The organism is Alteromonas sp. H39, assembly GCF_047556435.1.
Lineage (GTDB): Bacteria > Pseudomonadota > Gammaproteobacteria > Enterobacterales > Alteromonadaceae > Alteromonas.
Genome location: NZ_CP180210.1, coordinates 4370616 through 4393021 on the forward strand (window position 1 = coordinate 4370616; position 22406 = coordinate 4393021).

General features: G+C 48.3%; 25 protein-coding genes. 4 read left to right on the forward strand and 21 right to left on the reverse strand.

Annotation, left to right across the window (positions count from 1 at the left end; genetic code table 11):
• Positions 1 to 108 precede the first annotated feature (108 nt).
• The 3 genes from tusA to rph are packed head-to-tail and all read right to left on the reverse strand — an operon-like array spanning position 109 to position 1730.
• Positions 109 to 351: a sulfurtransferase TusA gene (gene tusA / locus ACLBLI_RS19080; protein WP_414829105.1), complete on the reverse strand. Its 243-nt coding sequence runs from the start codon at positions 349 to 351 to the stop codon at positions 109 to 111.
• A gap of 14 nt (positions 352 to 365) precedes the next feature.
• Positions 366 to 1007: an orotate phosphoribosyltransferase gene (gene pyrE / locus ACLBLI_RS19085; protein WP_414829106.1), complete on the reverse strand. Its 642-nt coding sequence runs from the start codon at positions 1005 to 1007 to the stop codon at positions 366 to 368.
• A 9-nt stretch (positions 1008 to 1016) separates the two neighbouring features.
• Complete coding sequence (gene rph, locus ACLBLI_RS19090) at positions 1017 to 1730, reverse strand: ribonuclease PH (RefSeq protein WP_218312082.1); 714 nt, start codon at positions 1728 to 1730, stop codon at positions 1017 to 1019.
• A 285-nt stretch (positions 1731 to 2015) separates the two neighbouring features.
• Here rph and ACLBLI_RS19095 point away from each other — a divergent pair, with 285 nt between their 5' ends.
• Entirely contained in the window at positions 2016 to 2879 is an 864-nt protein-coding gene (locus ACLBLI_RS19095; RefSeq protein ID WP_414831015.1) for a YicC/YloC family endoribonuclease, read from the forward strand.
• A 90-nt stretch (positions 2880 to 2969) separates the two neighbouring features.
• Here ACLBLI_RS19095 and ACLBLI_RS19100 read toward each other — a convergent pair whose 3' ends face one another.
• From ACLBLI_RS19100 to ACLBLI_RS19135, 8 genes are all read right to left on the reverse strand, one after another.
• Positions 2970 to 3782, reverse strand: a complete 813-nt coding sequence (locus ACLBLI_RS19100) for a hypothetical protein (RefSeq protein WP_414829107.1) — start codon at positions 3780 to 3782, stop codon at positions 2970 to 2972.
• A 46-nt stretch (positions 3783 to 3828) separates the two neighbouring features.
• Positions 3829 to 4560: a 3-oxoacyl-ACP reductase FabG gene (fabG, locus tag ACLBLI_RS19105; protein WP_414829108.1), complete on the reverse strand. Its 732-nt coding sequence runs from the start codon at positions 4558 to 4560 to the stop codon at positions 3829 to 3831.
• A complete protein-coding gene (locus tag ACLBLI_RS19110) occupies positions 4550 to 6865 on the reverse strand; it encodes an MMPL family transporter (protein WP_414829109.1) in 2316 nt (771 codons plus the stop codon). Before ACLBLI_RS19110 ends, fabG begins: the two co-directional genes overlap by 11 nt.
• A gap of 182 nt (positions 6866 to 7047) precedes the next feature.
• The gene (locus tag ACLBLI_RS19115; protein WP_414829110.1) at positions 7048 to 7740 is read right to left on the reverse strand and encodes an outer membrane lipoprotein carrier protein LolA; all 693 of its coding nucleotides are present in this window, start codon (positions 7738 to 7740) and stop codon (positions 7048 to 7050) included.
• Positions 7733 to 8155 (reverse strand): acyl-CoA thioesterase, encoded by a 423-nt coding sequence (locus ACLBLI_RS19120; RefSeq protein WP_414829111.1) that lies wholly within the window; start codon positions 8153 to 8155, stop codon positions 7733 to 7735. The genes ACLBLI_RS19115 and ACLBLI_RS19120 overlap by 8 nt, the downstream gene beginning before the upstream one ends.
• On the reverse strand, positions 8156 to 8413 hold the full coding sequence (locus ACLBLI_RS19125) for an acyl carrier protein (RefSeq protein WP_414829112.1): 258 nt from the start codon (positions 8411 to 8413) through the stop codon (positions 8156 to 8158). It abuts the gene before it with no gap.
• 6 nt (positions 8414 to 8419) lie between these two features.
• Positions 8420 to 9229: a lysophospholipid acyltransferase family protein gene (locus ACLBLI_RS19130; RefSeq protein WP_414829113.1), complete on the reverse strand. Its 810-nt coding sequence runs from the start codon at positions 9227 to 9229 to the stop codon at positions 8420 to 8422.
• A gap of 27 nt (positions 9230 to 9256) precedes the next feature.
• The gene (locus ACLBLI_RS19135; RefSeq protein WP_414829114.1) at positions 9257 to 10201 is read right to left on the reverse strand and encodes a hypothetical protein; all 945 of its coding nucleotides are present in this window, start codon (positions 10199 to 10201) and stop codon (positions 9257 to 9259) included.
• Positions 10202 to 10549: 348 nt separating this feature from the next.
• Between ACLBLI_RS19135 and ACLBLI_RS19140 the strand changes: the two genes are divergently transcribed.
• Positions 10550 to 11818: an AMP-binding protein gene (locus ACLBLI_RS19140; protein ID WP_414829115.1), complete on the forward strand. Its 1269-nt coding sequence runs from the start codon at positions 10550 to 10552 to the stop codon at positions 11816 to 11818.
• Positions 11819 to 11936: 118 nt separating this feature from the next.
• Here the strand turns inward: ACLBLI_RS19140 and ACLBLI_RS19145 are convergent, their stop codons facing one another.
• The 10 genes from ACLBLI_RS19145 to ACLBLI_RS19190 all read right to left on the reverse strand — a co-directional run bounded on the left by ACLBLI_RS19145 (position 11937) and on the right by ACLBLI_RS19190 (position 20465).
• Positions 11937 to 13178, reverse strand: a complete 1242-nt coding sequence (locus ACLBLI_RS19145; protein WP_414829116.1) for a beta-ketoacyl-ACP synthase — start codon at positions 13176 to 13178, stop codon at positions 11937 to 11939.
• Between the two features lie 12 nt (positions 13179 to 13190).
• Complete coding sequence (locus ACLBLI_RS19150; RefSeq protein ID WP_414829117.1) at positions 13191 to 13646, reverse strand: 3-hydroxydecanoyl-ACP dehydratase; 456 nt, start codon at positions 13644 to 13646, stop codon at positions 13191 to 13193.
• Positions 13643 to 14659, reverse strand: a complete 1017-nt coding sequence (locus ACLBLI_RS19155; protein WP_414829118.1) for a hypothetical protein — start codon at positions 14657 to 14659, stop codon at positions 13643 to 13645. The genes ACLBLI_RS19150 and ACLBLI_RS19155 overlap by 4 nt, the downstream gene beginning before the upstream one ends.
• The gene (locus ACLBLI_RS19160; RefSeq protein WP_414829119.1) at positions 14656 to 15405 is read right to left on the reverse strand and encodes a glycosyltransferase family 2 protein; all 750 of its coding nucleotides are present in this window, start codon (positions 15403 to 15405) and stop codon (positions 14656 to 14658) included. The genes ACLBLI_RS19155 and ACLBLI_RS19160 overlap by 4 nt, the downstream gene beginning before the upstream one ends.
• Entirely contained in the window at positions 15402 to 15785 is a 384-nt protein-coding gene (locus ACLBLI_RS19165; protein WP_414829120.1) for a thioester dehydrase, read from the reverse strand. Before ACLBLI_RS19165 ends, ACLBLI_RS19160 begins: the two co-directional genes overlap by 4 nt.
• Entirely contained in the window at positions 15775 to 16386 is a 612-nt protein-coding gene (locus ACLBLI_RS19170; protein WP_414829121.1) for a hypothetical protein, read from the reverse strand. Before ACLBLI_RS19170 ends, ACLBLI_RS19165 begins: the two co-directional genes overlap by 11 nt.
• Entirely contained in the window at positions 16386 to 17957 is a 1572-nt protein-coding gene (locus tag ACLBLI_RS19175; RefSeq protein WP_414829122.1) for an NAD(P)/FAD-dependent oxidoreductase, read from the reverse strand. The genes ACLBLI_RS19170 and ACLBLI_RS19175 overlap by 1 nt, the downstream gene beginning before the upstream one ends.
• Before the next feature lie 8 nt (positions 17958 to 17965).
• Positions 17966 to 18778 (reverse strand): beta-ketoacyl synthase chain length factor, encoded by an 813-nt coding sequence (locus tag ACLBLI_RS19180; RefSeq protein WP_414829123.1) that lies wholly within the window; start codon positions 18776 to 18778, stop codon positions 17966 to 17968.
• A gap of 1 nt (position 18779) precedes the next feature.
• Entirely contained in the window at positions 18780 to 19958 is a 1179-nt protein-coding gene (locus tag ACLBLI_RS19185) for a beta-ketoacyl-ACP synthase (protein WP_414829124.1), read from the reverse strand.
• A 243-nt stretch (positions 19959 to 20201) separates the two neighbouring features.
• Entirely contained in the window at positions 20202 to 20465 is a 264-nt protein-coding gene (locus tag ACLBLI_RS19190; RefSeq protein ID WP_414829125.1) for a phosphopantetheine-binding protein, read from the reverse strand.
• A gap of 220 nt (positions 20466 to 20685) precedes the next feature.
• On the opposite strand from ACLBLI_RS19190, the gene ACLBLI_RS19195 reads away from it, so the two are divergent.
• On the forward strand, positions 20686 to 21483 hold the full coding sequence (locus tag ACLBLI_RS19195; RefSeq protein ID WP_414829126.1) for a 4'-phosphopantetheinyl transferase family protein: 798 nt from the start codon (positions 20686 to 20688) through the stop codon (positions 21481 to 21483).
• 252 nt (positions 21484 to 21735) lie between these two features.
• Complete coding sequence (locus ACLBLI_RS19200) at positions 21736 to 22392, forward strand: TetR/AcrR family transcriptional regulator (RefSeq protein ID WP_414829127.1); 657 nt, start codon at positions 21736 to 21738, stop codon at positions 22390 to 22392.
• Positions 22393 to 22406: the final 14 nt, after the last annotated feature.

Below are 22406 nucleotides of genomic sequence, written 5' to 3' on the forward strand. Positions count from 1 at the left end.
AAACGTCTGACATTACGAGTCTGACAACACCATGCAACACGTGGCTTTGTCCGAAACCGCAGCATAACGGCGAGGTGTCGTCATGCTGCGTTTTTCATTTTGTGCCGCTCACAGACCTTTTTTAATCAGATACTGATAAGGCATCTGCTCAGTTTGCGAGGCAACCAGCGTGTGTTCCATAAACCGGCAGAAACTCGGGATATCCCTGGACGTGGAGGGATCGTCCGCAATCACATGAACGGTTTCTCCCGTCTCCATTTTACGTATCCGCAATCGCACCATCATCACTGGCTCAGGGCAACGAAGTCCCAGAGTATCAAGCTTATGATCGGCGTGTTTAAACTCGCTCACGGACATGCTACCTGTCAAATACCGTAGTTTTCGCGATAGTCATTAATGGCGGCAATGCTCTCATCAAAGCCACCTTTTTCCGTCAGATAGGTCACCACGTCTGCCAAAGACACAATGGCAACCACCTGCGTAGAAAAGTCCCGCTCCACTTCCTGAATAGCAGACAGTTCGCCCTGACCGCGCTCTTGTCTGTCCAGCGCAATCAGCACACCGGCCAGCGTGGCATTATTGTGCTCAATTAACGTCATCGATTCGCGAATAGCAGTACCGGCAGTGATCACATCATCCACCAGCATGACTTTCCCCTGTAACGGGCTGCCTACCAGGTTGCCGCCTTCACCGTGACTTTTCGCCTCTTTACGATTAAAGCAATAGGGCGTGTCGATGTCATGATGGTCAGCCAGTGCCACCGCCGTGGTTGTAGCAATCGGAATGCCTTTGTAAGCGGGGCCAAAGAGTACGTCAAACTCAATACCGGCATCGGTAAGCGCAGCGGCATAATAACGTCCTAACCGCGCGAGATCGCAACCTTTATTGAACAAGCCGGCGTTAAAGAAATAAGGGCTCTTGCGCCCGGATTTCAGAGTAAACTCGCCAAATTTCAGCACACCACGTTCAATAGCAAATTCAATAAACTCACGTTGAAATGCTTTCATTGCAACCTCTTATGCCAGCGCCGCTTTTTGAATATCGAACAATTCACGCAAACCGTGACGGGCAATTTCCATCATTTCCTGCATTTCTTCAAACGAGAAAGGTTCGCCCTCAGCCGTGCCCTGCACTTCAATCAGTTTGCCGGTTTCGGTCATCACCACGTTCATGTCGGTTTCTGCTTCAGAGTCTTCGGTGTACTCTAAATCGGCAATAGGCGTGCCGTTATAAATACCTACCGACAGTGCAGCGATCATGTGCTTCAGCGGGTTGGCTTTTAAGATCCCTTTGGCGCGCATATAGGTAAGGGCATCAACAAGCGCCACACATGCACCTGTGATAGATGCTGTACGCGTGCCGCCATCAGCCTGAATCACATCGCAGTCCAGGGTGATGGTGTTTTCACCCAGCAGTTTTAAGTCTACCGCTGCACGCAAAGAGCGGGCAATCAGTCGCTGAATTTCCAGCGTTCTGCCACCCTGCTTACCACGAGCCGCCTCCCGGCCACTGCGGGTGTGCGTAGCGCGCGGTAACATGCTGTATTCAGCAGTGATCCAGCCTTTTCCCTGTCCCTTCATAAAACGAGGCACACCTTCTTCAACGGTGGCGTTACACAATACTTTCGTATTGCCAAACTCCACCAGCACGGAGCCTTCGGCGTGACAGGTATACTGACGGGTAAGGGTAACAGGACGAATCTGACTGGCGGTTCTGCCGCTTGGACGCATAGTAGTCTCCACAAGGTTTATGCATGTGTAATAAGGGTAGCCGGTAGTCAGGCAATGCATGAGCATTGAAGGGTCATGCAGCCTGAAAAGGCTGAACAGCAAGTATATCGCACAACGCGCAAAGAGGAAAAACCAACTTTCCGTCATTTGACCATTGCAGGAATTACGCGACTTCACTAAAAATTGCGCTATCATAGGGAGATAGCGGGCCTGACAACATTAACAGAAAGTCAAAACGCATCCCGCGGTTTGATACAACAGGGCACGCATAACAGGATGGAAAAAATGATCTACAGCATGACAGCATTCGCGCGCAGCGAGATAAAAAAAGACTGGGGCACTGCAGTGTGGGAAATCCGCTCTGTGAACCAACGATTTCTGGAAACCTACTTCCGCTTACCAGAGCAGTTTCGTTCGTTAGAGCCCGTATTACGTGAACGCTTCCGCAAGCGTCTGGCGCGCGGAAAAGTAGAGTGCGCATTGCGCTTCAGCGCCAACGATGCCGCCGTAACCACACTCAACCTGAATGAAGCTTTGGCAAAACAGGTTATGCACGCCGCAGACTGGGTGCAGGCGCACGGTCAGTCAACCGGCGTGAATCCGCTGGATGTTCTGCGCTGGCCCGGCGTTATCGCCGCAGAAGAAGCCGATATGGATGCCATTCAGGCAGACCTGCTGAGCGCTTTTGAGACTGCATTAGGTGAATTTGTTGATGCGCGCGCCGCTGAAGGAAGTACCTTGAAAAGCCTGATTGAACAACGTCTTGATGGCATAGAGACTGAGGTTAAGAAGGTGTCTGAACAAATGCCAGAAGTGCTAGCCTGGCAGCGAGAGCGAATCCAAACGCGCTTTGAAGAAGCCAAAGTGGAACTGGAGTCTGGTCGCCTTGAACAGGAGATGATCTTGCTGGCGCAAAAAGTGGATGTAGCCGAAGAGCTAGACCGCTTAAACTCACACATTGGCGAGACTCGCAATATCCTCAAAAAAGGGGGAGCCTGCGGTCGTCGTCTGGACTTTATGATGCAGGAGTTTAACCGCGAGTCGAATACGCTGGGCTCTAAATCGATTAATTCAGATATCACGCAGTCAGCAGTTGAATTAAAAGTGCTGATAGAGCAGATGCGTGAGCAAATTCAGAATATTGAGTAAAGCCATAAACCGCTTTAAGAAATGAATAGTAAAAGCCAGCGTTGAGGCTATCTCCGCTGGCTTTTTGCGTTTTGGTAGAACATAGGCCGCTTAATAGTCGTATCTGGGGAGTTCCTCGCCCAACATTCCTGACTGATACTGATCTACCTGTTGATCTGAAAGCTTCTCACGATTTTTTTCTGCATAGCCACGTAACTTTCTGAAGTCGCTCTTTTCTTCTACTTCTCGTAACGCTTCTTTGTAGCGCGCGGAACCGCTACTGCCAATGGCATTGGTTAACCAGGCCAGTGTATCAATTTGATGTTTTTGCGCCGTGGCGTAATGCGTAAGCAGAATTTCAGCGGCAATATCCGTGAGCTCCTGATTTTCTGCGCCCGTGTTGACCATTGTTTTCGCTGCCTCCTTGAGGCTTCGCAAGTCACCCGCCATCATCAACGCTTTGATTCGCTCATCCCGCGTACTGTCAGTTTCCTTTGCATAAAGCCCTTTGGGAAGCTGATACATACCGGCCTGATATTGCTCACCTTCCTTACCCGGCAAATCATCCAGCGCGCTGTCGGCATGGCGCTCAAGCTTGCTGTTGTCTGTGCTGTTCACTACCTGGGAAAGAGCCTCGTAATAGCGGCCATTCTCTGAGGCACCAATAGCCCGGGCCAGCCATGCAATGGTATCGATTTCAGATGGGTAGGTGTGTGGGTATTTGGTTAGCAGAATTTCTGCAGCAATATCAATCAATTCAGGATCGGTTATCTCTGACTCGTAAATACTTTGCGCTGCCACTTTAAGCTGACGCAGGTCACCTGACAGCATCATATCCGCTAGCTTTTGATGACGCGGGTTAAGTTCTGCCAGCGCATTACATGATAGAACCAGGCCGACAAAGGCTGTAAAAATATATCTCATAGGAAACTCCGTTTAGTGAGAAAAAGACGGTGAGTGCATCCAGGCGTTAGTACATGCCGCCATTGACACTGATTACCTGACGCGTGATGTATTTCGCACTGTCAGACATTAAAAATCCAATGGTGTTAGCAACATCATCCACGTCACCAAATGTGCCTAGCGGGATCATCTTTTTAGCTTCGTCAGCAATAACGCCCTCGGTCATTCCTGTGTCTATGACGCCGGGAGCAACGCAGTTTACCGTGATCTTGCGCTTTCCCAGTTCAATGGCAAGCGCTTTGGTCGCGCCAATTATCCCGGCTTTAGAAGCACTGTAATTAGTTTGCCCACGGTTCCCCATCAGTCCTGAAACTGATGACAGGGTGACAATGCGTCCGCCTTGACGCAATCGGATCATTGGCATAATGGTGGGGTGTAGCACGTTATAGAACCCATCAAGATTCGTGTGAATGACGCCGTCCCATTCTTCACCCGTCATCGCGGGAAATGCCGTATCTTTGGTGATCCCGGCATTACACACCACGCCATAGTAGGCACCGTTTTGCTCAATGTCGGCGTCGATAGCTTGTCGCGTGCCGTCTCTGTCGGTAACATCAAACTGAATTGTGTCGGCATCGCCGCCCTGACGACGAATGGTTTCGGCAACCTCCAAAGCCGCCTCTTTACCACTGCGGTAGTGTACTGCGACAGCAAAGCCATCTGCGGCCATTTTATAAGCGCAGGCTTTACCGATGCCGCTACTGGCTCCTGTTACTAAGACTCTTTTTTTATTCTGCACCGGGTCTTTTCTCCTGTGATGTCTGCCGCTGATTAAAAAGGCTTATCGCGGCAATGAAGTTAATGGTATTGCCAATTAGAATCGTGCTTCCGAAAGCCTGCACAATAGGCATTGAGCTAAACGCCAGCAAACCAAATGACAGTAAACTGGTTACGGCTGACAACAAAATGGCTTGCTGTGTGGTGGACCGTTGGCCGGCCATCTCTTTTGCAAAAATAATGTAGTCCATGCCCAGACCCAGCACTAAAAAGAGTGCCATGATGTGAAAGACTGTGATGGCCTGGCCCAGTAACGATACCGCTGCCAATGTAACAATACTGGCGGTGATTGGGATAAACAGCAGAAACACTGCCTTTATCTGGCGGTAATACAGCATTAGCATTAAGGCTATCAGCCCGTAGGCCAGCAGCAATAACTGTGCACCCGCTTCACGCTGCGCTTTCAGCGCGCTCGTTGCATTGGCCAGCGTATTCATGTAGCTAACGCCCTCAATACGCTCACTCACAGATTCAATTTGTGACAGATCGCTTCCCTTATCAATCAACACAAAACTATAGATAGTGTCTCCACCCTCTATCCATAGTGATGGCAGCGAGGGCAGTTGTGCCAGTAAGTCAGAAAATGTAAGCGTTTGACCTTCAGCACTCGCGTACTCGGCTTTAAGCTTATCGAATTGAGATGTCGGCAACCCCAGCTTTGCAGCAAACAAATCCAGTGCGCCGTCTTTACGGTAAAGCGTTGACTGCAGCGCATAGTTTGCCGCTTGCCTGTCTTCTGAGGGTAACCAGTCGAGTATGCTCGTAAACGAGGAACGTAATTCTCCAGACTCCGCATATAACGCTTCCAATGCGTCAAAGATGGCCGCTTCTGAAGTTCCCTGAACCAGCAGATACCGTCCTGGCTCATAAATCTGCGCTAAGTCTGCTACTTTTCTCTCCTGCTCCAGCAGCGATGGGGAAACATGGAAAAAGTGCCTTGGATCGTCATTGATGTTGACGCTACCCATAAATAGGTACAGTCCACCCGCAACCGCCAGAAGTAGCCCGGCTGCCTTCAGCACAACAGGCTTACGGGCAAATACGCTCTGACAACCAAAAATAATTCGCCGAAGCATCGCTTGCCTGGCTTCAATAGGCCGCCCGGTAACCAACGGTCCCAGTACCATGACACTTAACCACGCCATTAACAGTCCTGTACATGAGAACAGCGCGATTTTTTTAAGGATAAGTAAACTGGAAAGGCTTAATGCGCCATACCCAACCAAAGAGGTTAAGACACTCAGTAACATCGCCCTGAATAAAGTCTGGTGCTTGGTCGAACTTTGCTGGGGGGATGGGTGACCGGACAAAAAATGATAAAAATAATGCAGTGAGTAATCCACCACAATACCGATTAGGCTGGCACCAAAGACAATAGTCAGCACATGTATCGAACCAAATGTGTACACACTGGCGAGCACACCAAAGCCGATACCAATAGCGATTGAGCTTAATGACAGTACCAGCGGTAATAATGAACGAAAGACAAGCAGCATTAGTACGATCACACCCACGCCAGAACCTATCGCAATAAGCTGAATGTCGCTTTTTGCCACACTTGCCGAGTCCACAGCGAAAAAGAACATGCCTGAGTAAAGTACGGTTACCGGGTAGTCCTGCTGTACTGCCGCTTTAACACGTTCCAGAGACTGATAAATCGCCGCTTGCTCTCCCATACCTTTTGGATAGGTAGAGAAGACAACAGAAAACGACTCTACACTGCCAGAGGCACCCTCATTCGCCATAGTCATCGCATCTACGCTGCTTAGACCAGACATGACATAGTCAGTAAACCAGCCTAAAGGGTCATCGTTAAACGGGATAACGCGTACACCATCGCCAAGCTGATACAGTCGGCGCTGCGCCTCACTGGCGATTTGCGCAGCGGTGTTATTCTCCAGCCGCTGGCGCTGGTGCTCTGACAATAAATTAAATCGGTAGGGAGAAAGGCTGGAAAGGTAGTCTTCTTTTACGGCGTTATCATAAAGGACCGATAGCGACGGCAGGTCATCTATTGCCGACTGCATTTTCTCTTTTGCTTTTGCAACGTCACTACCGGCTCCACCCTGGATCACCACCATAAAGCGATGTCCGATATCGTCATTAAGATCGCGAAGCGCTGCTTGCAGGTTACGATCTTCAATCTCTTCCGGGTTCAGGTCATTCAGGTTGGTGTCTATCTGAATACGTTCCGGATGAATCAGAAAAACAGAAAGGCTGGCGATAACCACCGCAAGAAAGGTCAATCTGGTGAACATCGGCAGCATAAAAATCTGTCCCTTTATTTTTGTTATTCCGATTACGCCAGGTTACCCGTCACTTCCTCTGGCATGACTATCTTTAAACTCAACCCGGCGTGTTGCTCAGATACGAGATTGCAACCACAGAACTTTTTTAACTAGCAGGTCTTTTCAGTACACAACGCGCACAGGGGCAATCGTTACCTGTACTATCTGATACTTGTTGGTGACCGCAGAACCCGACACAGCTCCTCATTCTCCGGATAAAGCGATTCGCACTTCTCAAAAGCGTCACGTTTACCTTCAGCGTCAAACTCCTTAATCTGGTCAATATTAACGCTGGTGACCTGACCGGTAGCATCTGTCACTTTGATACCCAGTGTGATACCAAGCTCATCATCATTGCTTTTTTCAAATAAAATGCGATCCAGGCCTTTTTTCATGTAGTCACTTTCGGGAGTAAGCAGTACGCTTTCCCCGTCAGCCTCAGACACAGAAAACGCGTCCAGAAAGTAGTCGGTATCACCATTCAACAGTTTCACAAAAACACTCGACATGATGTAGCGGGCAATGCCCGACAGCGGCTGTAATTCCCCGCTTTCGTCGATTCTGTAGTTGTTACTGCTATTCACATACAGAATGGCTTCCTCAAACGGGGTAACTGTGCGCCACACCAGTCCAAGATCGCATGAGTAAAAGAAATCGCCATCGGATGTTAAGGGCACCGGCAACCCTTCCATCGTTTTCTGCTGAACAAATTTTCCAGAAAAGTGGCAGCTTTGAGGAAAGACACTGGCTAAAAGCGCTTCTTCGTGAGTTTCGCCTTCCTCAGCATAGGAGAAAGGCGCACCAACCCAGCCAGCTACCACTAAGACTATGCAAAGCACACTATTTCTAATCATGTTTTGCCTTCCATGCATTAACGATTTCTACCAAGAACTCAGGCATTACGTATTGTGTGATATTTTCAGGCATTGCCACCGCGAACTGGGTGGTTCTGGCTTTTGTGAACACTTCCCCCGTGTTCTTATCTTTAATTCTGTAATTGATCTTCAGTCGGTTTTCCCACTCGACAAGCCACGATTCAATAATGATTTTTTGTTCAAACAGCAGCGGCCTGACATACTTGACCTGGATATCGACAATGGGGAAGAAGTAACCATGTTGCTCCATCACGCTGTATGGGCATCCGATTTCTTTTAACAATGCACAGCGCGCCATCTCGATATATTTAGGATAATTGCCGTGCCATACAACGCGATAAGCATCCACATCGAAAAAGGGGATGTCGTACTCCAGAGCAACAGGTTTCATCATTTACTGCGCTTTCGCTGACAGTCGGTCGAATACATCAACCACATCCTGAACGGTCCGGACTTGTTTAAACTGAGCAGGAGAGATTTCGACTTCTGTGGTCTTCTTTAAATCAATCAGCAGATCTACCGCGTCAATGCTGTCAATGTCCAGGTCTTCATATAATCGGGCTTCCGGCACGATTTCTGACTCTTCAAGATCGAAGAGCTCGACCAATGTCGCTCTGATGCGCGCTAGTATTTTTTCTTTTTGTTCATTCATAATCATTCACTGCATGTTTTCTATGGCTGTCGACTTGGCAGATTGTTCTGCTTCGAGCCAGTTTTCATAATAATGTTGCAAAAATTGCGTTAGCTGACGATATTGTCGCGGCTTAGGTAATGTGACATCAATACATTCAGATAACGCAATTAACCGGCCTGATGTTAATGAAAATGCCGGACCACCTGCGGGAATATCATACCATTTATCGCCTTTTTTCAATGCTCGGGGGTAACAATTTATTAAAACAGGCATAATTGGCGCGTTCACCGCCACCGCCATATTCGCCGCTCCCCGTTTAAATCTGATGATATTGTCGTCTTTGGTTCGCGTTCCTTCCGGAAAAATAAGGATATTCTCACCTGCCTTTAACTTCGCAGAGGCCATCGGTACGACCTGCTCGGCATGATTCGGGATAAACCCAGCCAGTTTCACAACCGCGCCGGTAAAGAAATTATCCCATACAGCGCTTTTCACAAAGCAGCACAACTTCTTATTTACCGCCAGCAGAAGCACTACGTCAATTAAGGAAGGATGATTGGCTATGACAATATGCCCCGGCTGCGCCTTTATCATCGACTCAACGTCGAATCGATATCGGATCAGACCGAACAAGCGCATCAGGCGGATAAACGTTAAACACCCTTTGTGGATACACCAGCGGATCCAGATTTGCTTGGTCTTTGGGGAAATGAAAGGTATTGGGCTTAGTAACCGGAAAAATATCCCCACTACCAATGCGCCCAGACCAAACAGAAAATAGGAGATAGCTGCAGTCAGAACTTGCCAGAGTTTTCGGATACGTAAAAATCTCACGTTAGTATTCCGCAAAAAACATACGCGTCAGAGACAAAAACACTCAATTTCCACCAGCAGCTCTTTGCGACAAATATCAGCGATGACGAAAACGGCGGCAACGTCGGGAAAGCGTGCTGCCAGCCAGTTTCTTGTCTGGGCTACATGCTGTTCATGGCGAACGTACACTTTGAACGCCTCCAGCCTGGTATTCTCAGGGTTGGCATTTTCTAAAAGCCATTCAATGTTGGCTAACGTAACGTCAAGCTGGCGCTCCAGATTGCCGATTTCCACGCTTTTGTGACCAATAATGCTTGCAGTGCCTGAGATAAATAAAAACGGAGACTGCGCGAGCGTCAGCGCTGTGGCACGCGCAAAAGAAGGGCTGCTTATGCCATATTGCCGCGGGTACTCATAGGCATTTACCTGTTGTACATTTTTGAAGTGCTGAGGTTTCGATTTACTGGCAAAAACATAAAAGACAGCGCCATCGCTGTGATGCCCAAGCGCCGAAGCAGCAGGAAAAGACGAAGGTTCAATATTTTGCTCGTTGAAGGCATTAAGTCGTCCGGTGCAGAACTTTTTGTAGAGTTCCTCGTCACCCTTGCCATAATTGATTTTCGGCAGGTAGTTCCAAAACCGAAAGGGATGGGTAAACCCTTCGTCCTGCAACAGCGATAACATTGAGGTGTATGCACGCTCAGTTTCTTGCTCTATGTCCTTGCACTCGTCTTTGCTAAGCCATTGCGCGACACAAATCACATCGTCCGTTTTCGACCAGTAGTTAGCGCCGGTCTGCCCCCGGGTCACTTTACCAGATACAGTCCAGACTTCGTTTACCTGGGCTGATTCTGCTTTGGCAACAGCGGTACCTGACGGTATCACGCCTGGCGAGTACGGCTCGCAATTGCTGACAAGGGGGATCACAGCAAGCGTGTGGTCATCGTTGATTACATCGTCTACAGGTTGAGAAGTGAAGCTTTGGTTTAACATTTCAGGATAGGGCGTTTACTTATTATTCGAATGTGAGGTGGACAGCGTACCCCGCCAGCCTCGTTGTTTGCTGCGCAAGCTGGCTAGTGTAGAGGTTGCTGGCGTCAGGCGCAAAAATAGTTTTTCGTTTTGCAGTAGTTTAAACTAGCCCTCATTGAAATTGAAGTAAGCTGAGGCTGGCCAGTTTGTCAGACTCGAGGCTGGCGCTAATTCCTCCACCGCGCTACGGATAGAAGTAACAGTTAATCACTAATGCCAACGACATTCCCACTAGTCACCAGAAAATTGCACGAGCCTGTCGCCTTTTTAACACGCCCGACAGGTGCGTTATCTCTTCAGGCTGGCGCTGTGTCTGCACAGCAGTTTTTAGATCATGTCAAAGCGATTGCTGACGGTTTGCCAGTGAACAGGTATGCCATTAACCTGTGCGAGAACCGCTATTTGTTTTTAGTCACATTTTGCGCGGCTATTTTTCGCGGGCAGACGAACCTGTTACCGCAGAATAAAAATGAGGCAACACAGCGACAGTTTCTTAATGAGTATCCTGACAGCTATATTATTCATGATGGCGAAGACAGCGCAGATACCGCGCGCAGCGTTGTCATTGCCGATATAGTAGTGGAAGGTAGCAACAACGTCTTAGATACCGTTCCGCAAATCGATGACGACCATCTCGCCTGCATCAGCTTTACATCAGGCTCTACGGGGCGGGCTAAGCCCAATTTGAAATACTGGCGCACCCTGCATCAAAGTACCGCAATTAATTCCCGCTTCATGCTTCCTGACATACCGGATACGCTGTATCAACTCGCTACCATGCCTGCACAGCACATGTGGGGATTGGAAACTTCCGCACTGATACCGTTGTTTGCCAATGTTTGTTTGAGCGATGCCAAACCGCTCTTTCCTCAGGATATAATCGATACCCTGAATAGGTTGCCTCGGCCCCGGATGCTGGTTTCAACGCCGGTACATCTGCGGGCGTTAACGGCTGTCCCCGTTGAAGACGCTGACGTGCGCACGATATTGTGTGCTACGTCACCGCTGACACCGGAGCTGGCAGGCGATATTGAGCAACAGTTCTGTGCGCCCTTGCTGGAAGTGTACGGATGCAGTGAAGTTGGCTCGATGGCAATCAGACGAACCGCGTCACAACATGCCTGGCGTCGTTTTGATGGCATTACCTTTGAACAGGATAACGAAAAAACAGTAGCCAGTGCTGAACACCTGCCAGTATCAACAGAATTGCAGGACTTTATTCAGCCAGTGGATGAGCACCATTTCACGCTGGCCGGCAGAGCAACAGATTTGATTAAGATTGCAGGCAAACGAGGCTCTCTTTTTGAGATAAACCAGACACTGCTTCGATTTTCAGGTCTTATCGACGGGATTGTCATTCATCCCGATTCGACGCGCGCGGTAACCAGACTGTGCGCTATCGTGTCGCTCAAGCCAGGCATTGAGAAGTCCGAGCTTATTGGCTTTTTAAAGGAAAATCTCGACAACGCCTTTGTCCCTCGCCCAATTTATGTTGTAGACACGTTGCCCAGAGAAAGTAACGGAAAGCTGCTGAAGACGTCAGTTGATGCACTACTTAGCACTCTGAGAAAGCGTTAGCCGCAAGCCTGTCACACAGTTGTAGCCTGTATCCGGTCAGTTATCCCTTTTTACAGGCTGACTCATTACACAATACGTCTGGAAAGGGCCATGCGCCGGCCCTGCTCGATCTCCACCGTTACTGTGGATAGCGTTTGATGATCAGTGAGGTATTGATGCCGCCGAAGGCCAGGTTATTGCTCATAAAGTATTCCGTTTGCAGCTCACGGCCTTCCTGTTGGATATAGTCCAGCGGGGCACACTCAGGGTCGACATTATCCAGATTCAGTGTCGGCGCAAACCAACCGTCATTCATCATGTTTACGGTGGCCCACACTTCAAAGGAGCCACATGCGCCGAGCGTATGGCCGGTGAAGCTCTTCAGCGAGCTGATAGGTTTTTCGCCGACTACCTCGTAGGTGGCATGACTTTCGTTAATATCACCATGGCTGGTAGCGGTACCGTGAGCAGACACATAGCCGATATCTTCTGCACTCACACCCGCATCCCGCAACGCATCGCTCATTACCCGTTTTACCGTATCCCGGTTGGGTTTAACAAGGTGTGCGCCGTCCGTGTTTGTGGCATAGCCAATGACTTCTGCAAGTATGGTTGCGCCTCTGGCCTTGGCGTGCTCGTAGGACTCAAGCACAATCGTACAGGCGCCTTCTCCCAGCACCAATCCATCTCTGTCCACATCGAAGGGGCGAGGGGTCTTGCCAGGACTATCGTTTTTCGTGCTGGCCGCAAAAAGCGTATCGAAAACGGCAGCCTGGGAAGGACACAACTCTTCAGCTCCGCCTGCGATCATAATGTCCTGCTGGCCGTAACGGATTGCCTCAAAAGCATAACCGATGGCCTGACTACCGGCAGTACACGCACTGGAGGTCGTGTACATGCGTCCCTGGGTTCCAAAGTATACGCTGATATTTACCGCTGCCGTATGGCTCATCATGCGCAAATACGTACTGCTGTTGATTCGTGATGTAGAGTGGTTTTCCAGCATAGGCGCAAATTCCAGTGCCGCCTCACTGCTGCCTGTTGCCGAACCGTAGGCAACTCCGGTAGCGTGCGATGCGATCACAGGGTCGTCGTACAGATTCGCATCGCGAAGCGCCCGCTCGGTTGCCAGCACACCTAATTGCGCTACTCTTCCCATACTTCTTTTTTTCTTTTTGGTGTAGTGGGCAGGCAGTTCAAAATCATGCACGGGGGCTGCCAGATAGGTACCCAACCCTTCGTATTTCTGCCAGTCTTCCATAAAACAGACACCAGATTGATTCGCCTGAAGCCTCGACTTTACCTCTGACCAATCACAGCCCAACGAGGAAACGACACCAGCACCGGTGATAACGACACGTCTATAATTATTATTGTTCACGTCCTGTCCTTTTTATGTAATTTCACGGCGGAATACGGATAAATTGGCTTCAGCTAGACAACTGCCACCCTCCGCCTCACCGGCGTAATTCTCAATGATGCACTTAAAGGTCGCAAGGCCTTCACCCACCAGCGCCTGTTGCTGGCAACTGACTTTTAGTACACCCGCGGTAAAGTAGGCGCAGTGGGCTTTAAATGCCCGGGTTCCTAATAAAAAGCCAAGGTGTGGCGACACCAGCCCTTGTTGCAGCTGGTAGCCGGCAATAAGTGCGGCGGTTTGCCCCATATACTCCAGACCAATCCAGGCAGGCACGCCCAAGCCCGGTTCATAGAAAGGCGCGTCGCTATCAATATACACCAACGCGGAGGACGCGCTTTGTGTGACACTTTCTATCTTATTGATCAGCAGCATCGGTGGGCGATGCGGAATTAGATCAAATATACGCGCATCATATCGTTGCATCGTCATGACACCTTCCTTTCTTTTGAAGCCAGTGTCTGTAATGCAGCATTGTTTGTGGCGGGATCCCAGAAATCATAGAAATTGAACCACTGATACGGGGCTTTCAGGCAATGCTCCTCCAGCTTATCAGCAAATGTTTGCGCATACCTTTCCAAATCTTGGTTTCTGGTCTTACGCGAAAGCTCGAGCTTTTCACACAAGGGGGTGACATCGAACACAACCTTGTTATCTTCGTTCTCATCCCGGTACGCAAACATCAGCTTTACCGGGCAGGCTAATGCTTTTGCCAGCATATAAGGACCAATAGGCAAAGGAGCGTTGTTGCCAAAGAATGTCACATTAACCGTGCGTCCAATGCCACTAAGAGGAATGCGATCGCCAGCGATAAACACCCACTCGCCCGCATCGATTTTTTCCTTTAGCTTCATGATGGTGCTGACATCAAACTCATCGACCTGAAACACATTTAAGCGCGACTCTTCGTTTTGTTTTTGCATCATTTTCACGAAGTTGCCGGCATGCTTGTCGTAAAGCAGAATATTGATTACTTTGCTTCTGTAGCGGTGCATAAAACCGCGGCAAAACTCGAGATTCCCAAAATGCGAACCGATAATAAGCTGACCGCGCGTATCGTTTTTGAACTCTTCAACTTTTTCCGGTGATGTCAGCACAAAGTCACTTTCATCGATTTTCACCAGCCAGCCGAGAATTTTATCTAAAATGACTTCTGAGAAGCTTTTGAAGTGAAGCAATACGTGAAAATTATTGGGCCGCATCGTCCAGCTATCCGGGCGTTGACGAAAGTGAGCACGCAAAAACTGCTTTGAAGCACGGCGCTGATCATGACGGGTAAGCAGGAAATATAACGCAACCGGATACATCGTCATGGAGAACACCCACCTGCCGAAAATCCGGTACACCCAATAGATAAACCGCATACCTGTAAGCGTTCCGGCCTCTTTCATCGACGACCAGTGAGCCTGTTCGGGAGGGGTATCTGGTAATTTATTATTAGTCATTTTGAAGAAAACAGCCCCTGCAACCGCTTATAGATGATAGCCGGAAGCCTGATCAGCATGCCGAACATTAACCGCACATGCAGTCTGATTAACATCAGATTATCTCTCAGATAATGAAAATGGGAGACCGTATTTTCATGGTAAATCACTTTGGTAGGGATGAAGTGCACTTCAATATTCGCCCACACCGCTTTTACCAGGAGCTCAGGATCAAAATCCATGCGTGGGCCCAGATAATAGTGGTCTACCAAATGGTTAATTTTACTTAGAGGATAGACCCTGAACCCACATAGCCCATCTTTAACTCTGAATGACAATGTTTCAATGGCCACCCAGAAATCAGTGATTTTTCGACCATATTTACGTACCAGCGGAACCGTTTCATCAAAGTAAGGCTGGCCTGAAATGATGGTATCAGGGTGGGCGTTGCTGTAGGACAGCATGGCGTCGACATCAGCAATATTATGCTGCCCGTCGGCATCCAGTTGTAATACATGGGTAAAGCCAAGCGCGCTGGCGTAATAACAGCCGCTAACCACCGACGCGCCCTTGCCCCGGTTAGCCTGATGCTGCACAAGATGAAAGTCCGGGTAGGGGGATAGCAGCGCTTTGAGCGCATCTACACTTGACGGTTCACTGCCATCATCGACTACGATACACGGTAAGCCCAGTTTGACTAATTCAGGCAGAAACTTTTCAAACAGGTCGTGGTGATTGTAGTGAGGAATAATAATGCAATACTTCATGATGGAATAAACTTAAAACTCCCGGTTGAAAACGAGTCACTCTCGTTGAAGTAGTGAAACGCCAGCGTGCCTTTTTCCGCATTGAAACGTAATTCCAGTGTCATCCTGGTGTCAGGCAAAACCATGGACTTGAATTTGATATTCGTCAACTGGCTAAATACGCGATCACCGGCAAATACCGCTTTCCCTATTTTCCCAGCCCAGTCTATCTGAACGACACCCGGCAATACTTTTTGTTGCGGAAAATGCCCGTCAAACCAGGAGAGTTTGTCGCTCACATATAGCGATAACACCGCATTATCAGCCGACGTGCTCTCAGCGAGAATTTCCGGGCCCTCATTCTGACCAAATAACGTACTGAATGTGCTTTTAGTTTTCATCGTCAACAATGTTGTGTTTCTTCTTGTAAAACCCGCGGTAGCCAAATTCAATCAGTGCGAAGCTACCAATGAGCACATATGAGATAAGGCCGTTATACAATGCCCATGTTGCCGTGCTGGAGAACCAGGCGGTATAGGCTGCAATGATGCCATTGAACAACAACAATAGCCCCCAACACAAGGTAAGCGTTCTCAGGTATCCGGCCGCGGCCTGGGGCGGCTTCTTGCCACCCGCTATGGCAAATTTTTCTATCAGGGTTTGCGAGTCTGTAAGTGAAACAAGGAACATCAGTCCCATGCCAACGTTCATTAATACCGGATAAAATTTCAGCATAATAACGCTGTCGTACAGCATTACCAGAAGACAGAAAACCGACACCACCCCCGGTAATAACCATTCTTTGTACCCATTGATGTTACCTGAAGCGACAACCCTGAGCACCACCAGCAATAAAAGTATGCCCGCATACCAACCGGGGGCAATTTTATCGATATGCAGATAGACGACTACAGGATACGCAATAAGAGACACTACAAGCAGTAGCGTAACGACGCCTTTCAGAAGGCTGGGCCTCAAGCGCTTGGGCCGATCATGTCGCATTATGCAAGAACACTTTGCCTGTAATTGCCGAGTACGGTGCGTTCATCGTCGTCAATATCCATTGATGGGTTATCAGCAAGCATATCCTCAAGGTACGGCACGACTTTTTGCATAACGGCGATGTTGGCGGCCAATGCCTTTTCTACATCGATATTTTCTTGCTGGAGAACATCGTTAAGCTGGCTGAGACACGGGACCAGGAACTGATCCATAAATACGCCTTTTGCCGGTAACACCTGACGCTTTTGAGCACGCTGGCTTAATAGCATCTGCATTTTCTTATTCAGCTTTTGTGACTTCATCAGGTCCGGAGTAATTTTCCGCATTTTGTCGATATCACCTATGGTGTCGGTGAAAAACAGCAGCGCAAACACACCCCAGTAGTAGGTATAGTCCCAGACAAGCTTGACCGACATCATCTGACGATCGCCAAACCCACCATACTGGTCTTTGTACAAAGACAGCGTATTTTCGAAAAATGAGTCATAAAACTTGTGGAATAACGCACTGTCAAAACGAATATCATGGCCCGAAAAATCACGGGTAATAAGATGGGTGATAAACGTATTGTTCAGTGCAATGAAATCGCTTCCCGGAGAATAGAAAGGGTCGGAAAATGCGCCGGCTTCACCGGTCAGCGCCCAGCCCTCATCTGAAAACATTTGCTTGCACCCATAGGAGTAGTCCTCCATCAGATGGAAGTCGAGAAGCGTTGCACCACGTAGTGATTTTGCACAATTAGGGTGTTCTTTCTCTAACCATACCAGCGCATCGTCGTAGTTTTTTATGCCGCTTTGTGCCAGTGCGGTGTCATCCATTACAATACCAACGCTGGTGGCACCCGACGCCAGCGGTATTATCCATACCCAGTAGCCTGGCCCCATTAAATGATTTGTGCTTAGCCAGCGTTTACCGGGTTCACACACCCGGTTTTGCCAGGCCGGATTGTCAGACCACTCATCGATAATAATTCGTTTATCAACCCGGAAAAAAACCGCGTTTCCTTTGTGTCCGGTAGGTTTATTAAGCCCCAGCTTTGTTTTTAACAACGCCTGGCGACCTGCCGCGTCCACAATCCAGCGCCCGGTGATACGGTAAGTCTGCTCGCTCTGCGTACAGATAACTTCCTGCTGCTTGTTACCCAGCGTAATAGATACCGGCATAGCACTATCTATTACGGTTACGCCTTTCTCTGTCAGCAGTTCGTGAAGATAATTTTCAAGTGTGCCGCGCTCTATCTGATAGGCGGGGATACCAAACAGTTCGCTGACACCAAGTTCGTCGTAGTCACTGTAATCACCAGCGACATTTCCAAAGAAGCACCGCAGTCCGTATTTTCGCAAATGATGCTGTTGGAAGTGGTCTTTCAGGCCCAGTACATCCGTAAAATAGTGCGCGCCTATCTCAACCGTTGACTCTCCCACTTTTGCCGTTGTGTCGGGGACGGGGAAGGTATTTTTCTCGATAATAGTGATAGCAAGTGCCGAATTGGAATTCAGTAACTGCAGCGCAAGACTCATTCCTGCCAGGCCACCACCTGCAATGATAATGTCTGTTTTGATGTCTTTCATGGGAAAACCTACACGCAGTTAAATGCTATCGACGTCGCCTTGCTAAGCGGCATAGCGATGGTGGCATTGTTATTGGGCTGGCTGAAAATCTCTGCCAGACACAATACCCTTGCACTCGGATTGTCAGAATACAATGAAGAAATATAGTCGCTGGTGTTTCGCAAAGTCGGCCACTTTTCAACGGGCGTATTCTGAACAGTTACCGATAAAGCAACACCCTCTATGTCAGCGGCATCAGGATAGATAATCAGCGAAAAGGCAAACGCTTGCTGGTTGCTCAGAATTGGCTGCAGCACATCTGCTACCGGCGCATCATAAAACGTAACCAACACCGGTACGCCCTCAGATTCACACTGAATGATTGCTTCAAGCAACGCCAGCGACACCGATTGTTGGTAACCTGCAACCGAGTTCGCTGCACTCATGGTATGGGTACTGATTGTCCAGTATCCGGCAGGGGCGTTATGTACCGAATTATGAAATTTTGTCGGTGACAATTCTTTGTGTTCAGACGCCAGCGTACGGCACATATAATCTGTAAGATCTGTATCGCCCAGACCAGACACAAACACGCAGGTTAACGCGTCGGGCGACACGTTTGCTGACTGCGTTGCCTGCCAGGAACTCTCGACGGCCAGGCGCACCGGCAACGGCGCTCTGCGACGTTCATTTGCAGGGATCACCGCTGGCTTAGGGCCTTTACTGGCGCTATCGGGTAAGGTGTCACCATTAAGCAGAGCCTGAAGCGCCTGCCAGCTGTCGAAGTAATTTCCCCATGCACCAATGCCTGCTACTTTACATTTCAATTCTTTTGCATGCATTTTATCTGACCTTACTGAACAACAACGTGCAGTTGTTACCGCCAAAACCAAAGGAGTTTGTCATAACGTGCTGACACACTTTATGTTGGTCTGTCGCGGTGATAGAAAAATTGAGTGCCTCATCCAGCGTTTCAAGATTTTTAGAGCCCGGAATCACATTCGTGTTCAGGACATCCATAGTGATAATTGCTTCGGTGATCCCAGCCGCACCAAGAGTATGGCCCATCCACGCTTTCGTAGAAGAACACAACGTGGTTTTCGGAAACAGATCAGACACAAGCTGACCTTCAATAAGATCATTCGCGCGACTGGCTGTGCCATGCAAGTTAATATAATCAATCGCTTCAGGTTCCAGAGCAGCGCGTTGCAATGCCTGAGTCATTGACATGCGGGCACCAAGCCCCTCCGGATGGGGATGTGACATGTGATGTGCATCGGAGCTTTCGCCATAGCCGGTAAGACGAATACCGCTACCATTTTCGTTCTCACCTGAACGCTGCAATATCGCAAACCCAGACGCTTCTCCTAAATTGATTCCATCGCGATGATGGTCAAAAGGCTTGCATGGGTTTGTCGACAGTAACTGCAGAGAGTTGAAACCATGCAGCACACTCAGACACAGCGTATCCACGCCACCCACCAGCACCGCATCAACAATATTGCATTCCAACCAGCGTGCGGCCGTGGCAAATACCTTGGCAGAAGAGGAACAAGCTGTATTAATCGTTAATGCAGGGCCTTCAATACCGGTGTAGTGCGCAACAAACAAACTGGGCGCATGCGGGTTGTGTACCAGCGGCTGCTGATATGCGGTAGCAAGCTCACCGTTTTCATTCAGGCAGGTATACGCGGTTTCGGTGCGGTCTATACTGGATGTACTTGAGCCCATAACCAGGCCAATGCGGGAAGATCCATACTTCTTCTGCAGGCCGGAAAGTGTATTTCGTAGTGTTCCTTGCTCAAGACCAAGCGCAGCCAGCGCATTGTTTCGGCTTTGCCACTGATTGAGGTCATCGACAGCATCAATTTGCTTTACTCTGCCAATCCAGGTATTCAGCTCAGAGCCAGGCAAGTCGTTTTTGATAAGACCGCTGGTGTGCTGTGAGAGCGAGTTCCGAAGTGCAACGACGTTTACACCCGCAGCAGAGCAGGAGTCGTAGTCAATTATATCAATATTCATTATTTACATAAGCCAGGCTTTAGTTATATGTCACACGCTCTTCACGAACATCCTGAAACGTCTTTAACGGTCTTGCTAATCTGAATATGATGGTTCTCGCATGGAAAGGTTACGCCAAAAAAGCAGAGATATACGTGTAAGAGTACAGATTCAGACTATTTCCTGCCACGTCATCGCATGCTAAAAGCACAGGAGCAATGTGGACGTTTTTTTAACGGTTCAGGAGATAATCCTTCAACAACGCTACCGGTTACTTTCAACATAAGCGGTTAAGCTTCGCAACGTTGCGAAGGCTTCTCTGGTAGATTCATCTTCTGCTTTCAGCTGAACACCGTACTCTTTTGAAATTGCCAATGAGATTTCAAGCGCATCAATTGAATCAAGCCCCAGACCATCTCCGAATAGTTGTTCTTCTGGTTCAATCTCTTCCGCTTCCATGTCTTCAAGATTTAGCGCTTCTACCATAAGCTGAGCCATTTTAAATTCGGATTCTGTTTGTGTAGACATTGTAATGCAGTCCTAACTTCTATTTGCTTCAATCTATCAGTTCGCTAGTTTAAACTAATGTTTCATTAAAAACTATTTATGCATACCCTTTGTAAGTATTCACGAAACCGTCTTGCCATCCAGTGCAGCCAACGCACTTTCCAGATTAAGAAAAGTATTACAATGGAAGAGATAAGCCGCTGCATGAAAACGCCTTTTTACCACTGGACGACGTACGCAGATGTCTTCTGACTCATTATGTGAAGCCGCTTTTTTATCTACGCTACAACATAGCACTTTTCATTTGTGGCTGGTGGATGAAGAACGCGTAATCAAGGCAGATATTTTCCAACGCTTACCCTCATTACTTTCTGAAGAAGAACATGAAAGATGGGTGAATATGGGTGCAAAAAGGAAACAGCAACAATTTTTGATAGCACGTGCCACGCTTCGAGTCATCCTTAGCCGATACCTTCCCAACACCAGGCCCGACATATTAAGTATCGTAGTTGACTCGTATGGAAAACCTTCCCTTAAGAATGCCGGGCACAACGGCATTCAGTTTAATCTCTCACACACAAAGGGCAAAATCCTGATAGGCGTCGCTATCAACAAAAAGATAGGTGTGGATATCGAGTATATGGATCCGAAACGTAACTGGAAGGAAATTGCGAGCCATTATTTCCATCCCCGGGAGTGGGACCGTAATTTAGCAATTTACGATAAAAAAAGTGAGTTACGTGCTATGTCGGCGTTTTACAAACTGTGGACACTGAAAGAGGCGTTTCTTAAGGCAGAGGGCAGGGGAATGGTCACCCCACTGGATCATTTCTATTTCGACTGTGCCGATGGTCTGAATCCCAAACTCACAGTGATCAATGACATAAGTGCAAGCAAGGTGTCAGCACCATGGACGTTCTTTCATCAGTATCTGGACGACACTTACAGTATGGCTGTTGGGGTGGAGGATACAAAAGAAAGCGTTTCTGATGCCGTCGAGCTTTACGATTTTATGTCCTTCTCTCACGTTCACAGTTAAGTCGTAGTAACGCTGTTGCTCGCAGTTCCTTTTTGCTATTCAGGCACAATGTGTCGTTAGCAGTTTCGTTCAATGAAATGTGATGCGAATGCAGATATTTAGCATATCTTTGTCATTCCCCACCTGGCTCTCAGGCTTATGAAATAGAACCAAAACCTGAGGAAGATGCCACCATAGACTTATTGGTACTGGCCCTAGAGGCTTTGCGGTTATTCATGTAAGCTTATTGTTCGTGCAGTAGCAAAACCATCCATGTTGAGCAAATCATTGAGAGCAAAAATTGGACGTCCGAAAAGTAAAGAGAAGCGTGAGCAAATTCTGAAATGCGCGACTCACCTATTTTTGCATAACGGCTTCATTAACAGTTCAATGGACATGATAGCCAGGGAAGCTGGTGTATCAAAACAAACGGTGTATTCTCACTTTAACAGCAAAGATGAGCTGTACACCGCTGTCATCGACGCAAAATGTAAACAATACAGTTTTGATCCTGGGCGTCTGGAGAGCTGCGAGCGATCGTTAAATGATATTTTAATGGATATCGCTTATCAGATAGTGGAGCTATTGCAGGATCCCAAAGTAATAGCCATGTATAAAGTGGTGATAAGCGAAGCCAGCAACAGTCCTCATGTCGCTGAGTTATTTTGGCGAGCAGGGCCGCTACAGAGCGTAGAGACCGTAGCTCAGATCATAAGCGCGAACGCATCAGACCTATCAGACGCACAGGCAAAAGCCATTTCTACTGATTTCTTTAATCTTTTGAAAAGCGATTTCCACATGAGAAGTATTTTGCAATTGCCGTATGAATTAACTGAAAAACAAAAGCAATGCATTTGTGAAAGGGCTCGTTTTCAGGTGTTGTTGATGTTAGAAAACACAGCGGCTTTACCTTGTCCCCGACCGCTGTAAGGTTAGGAAAGATT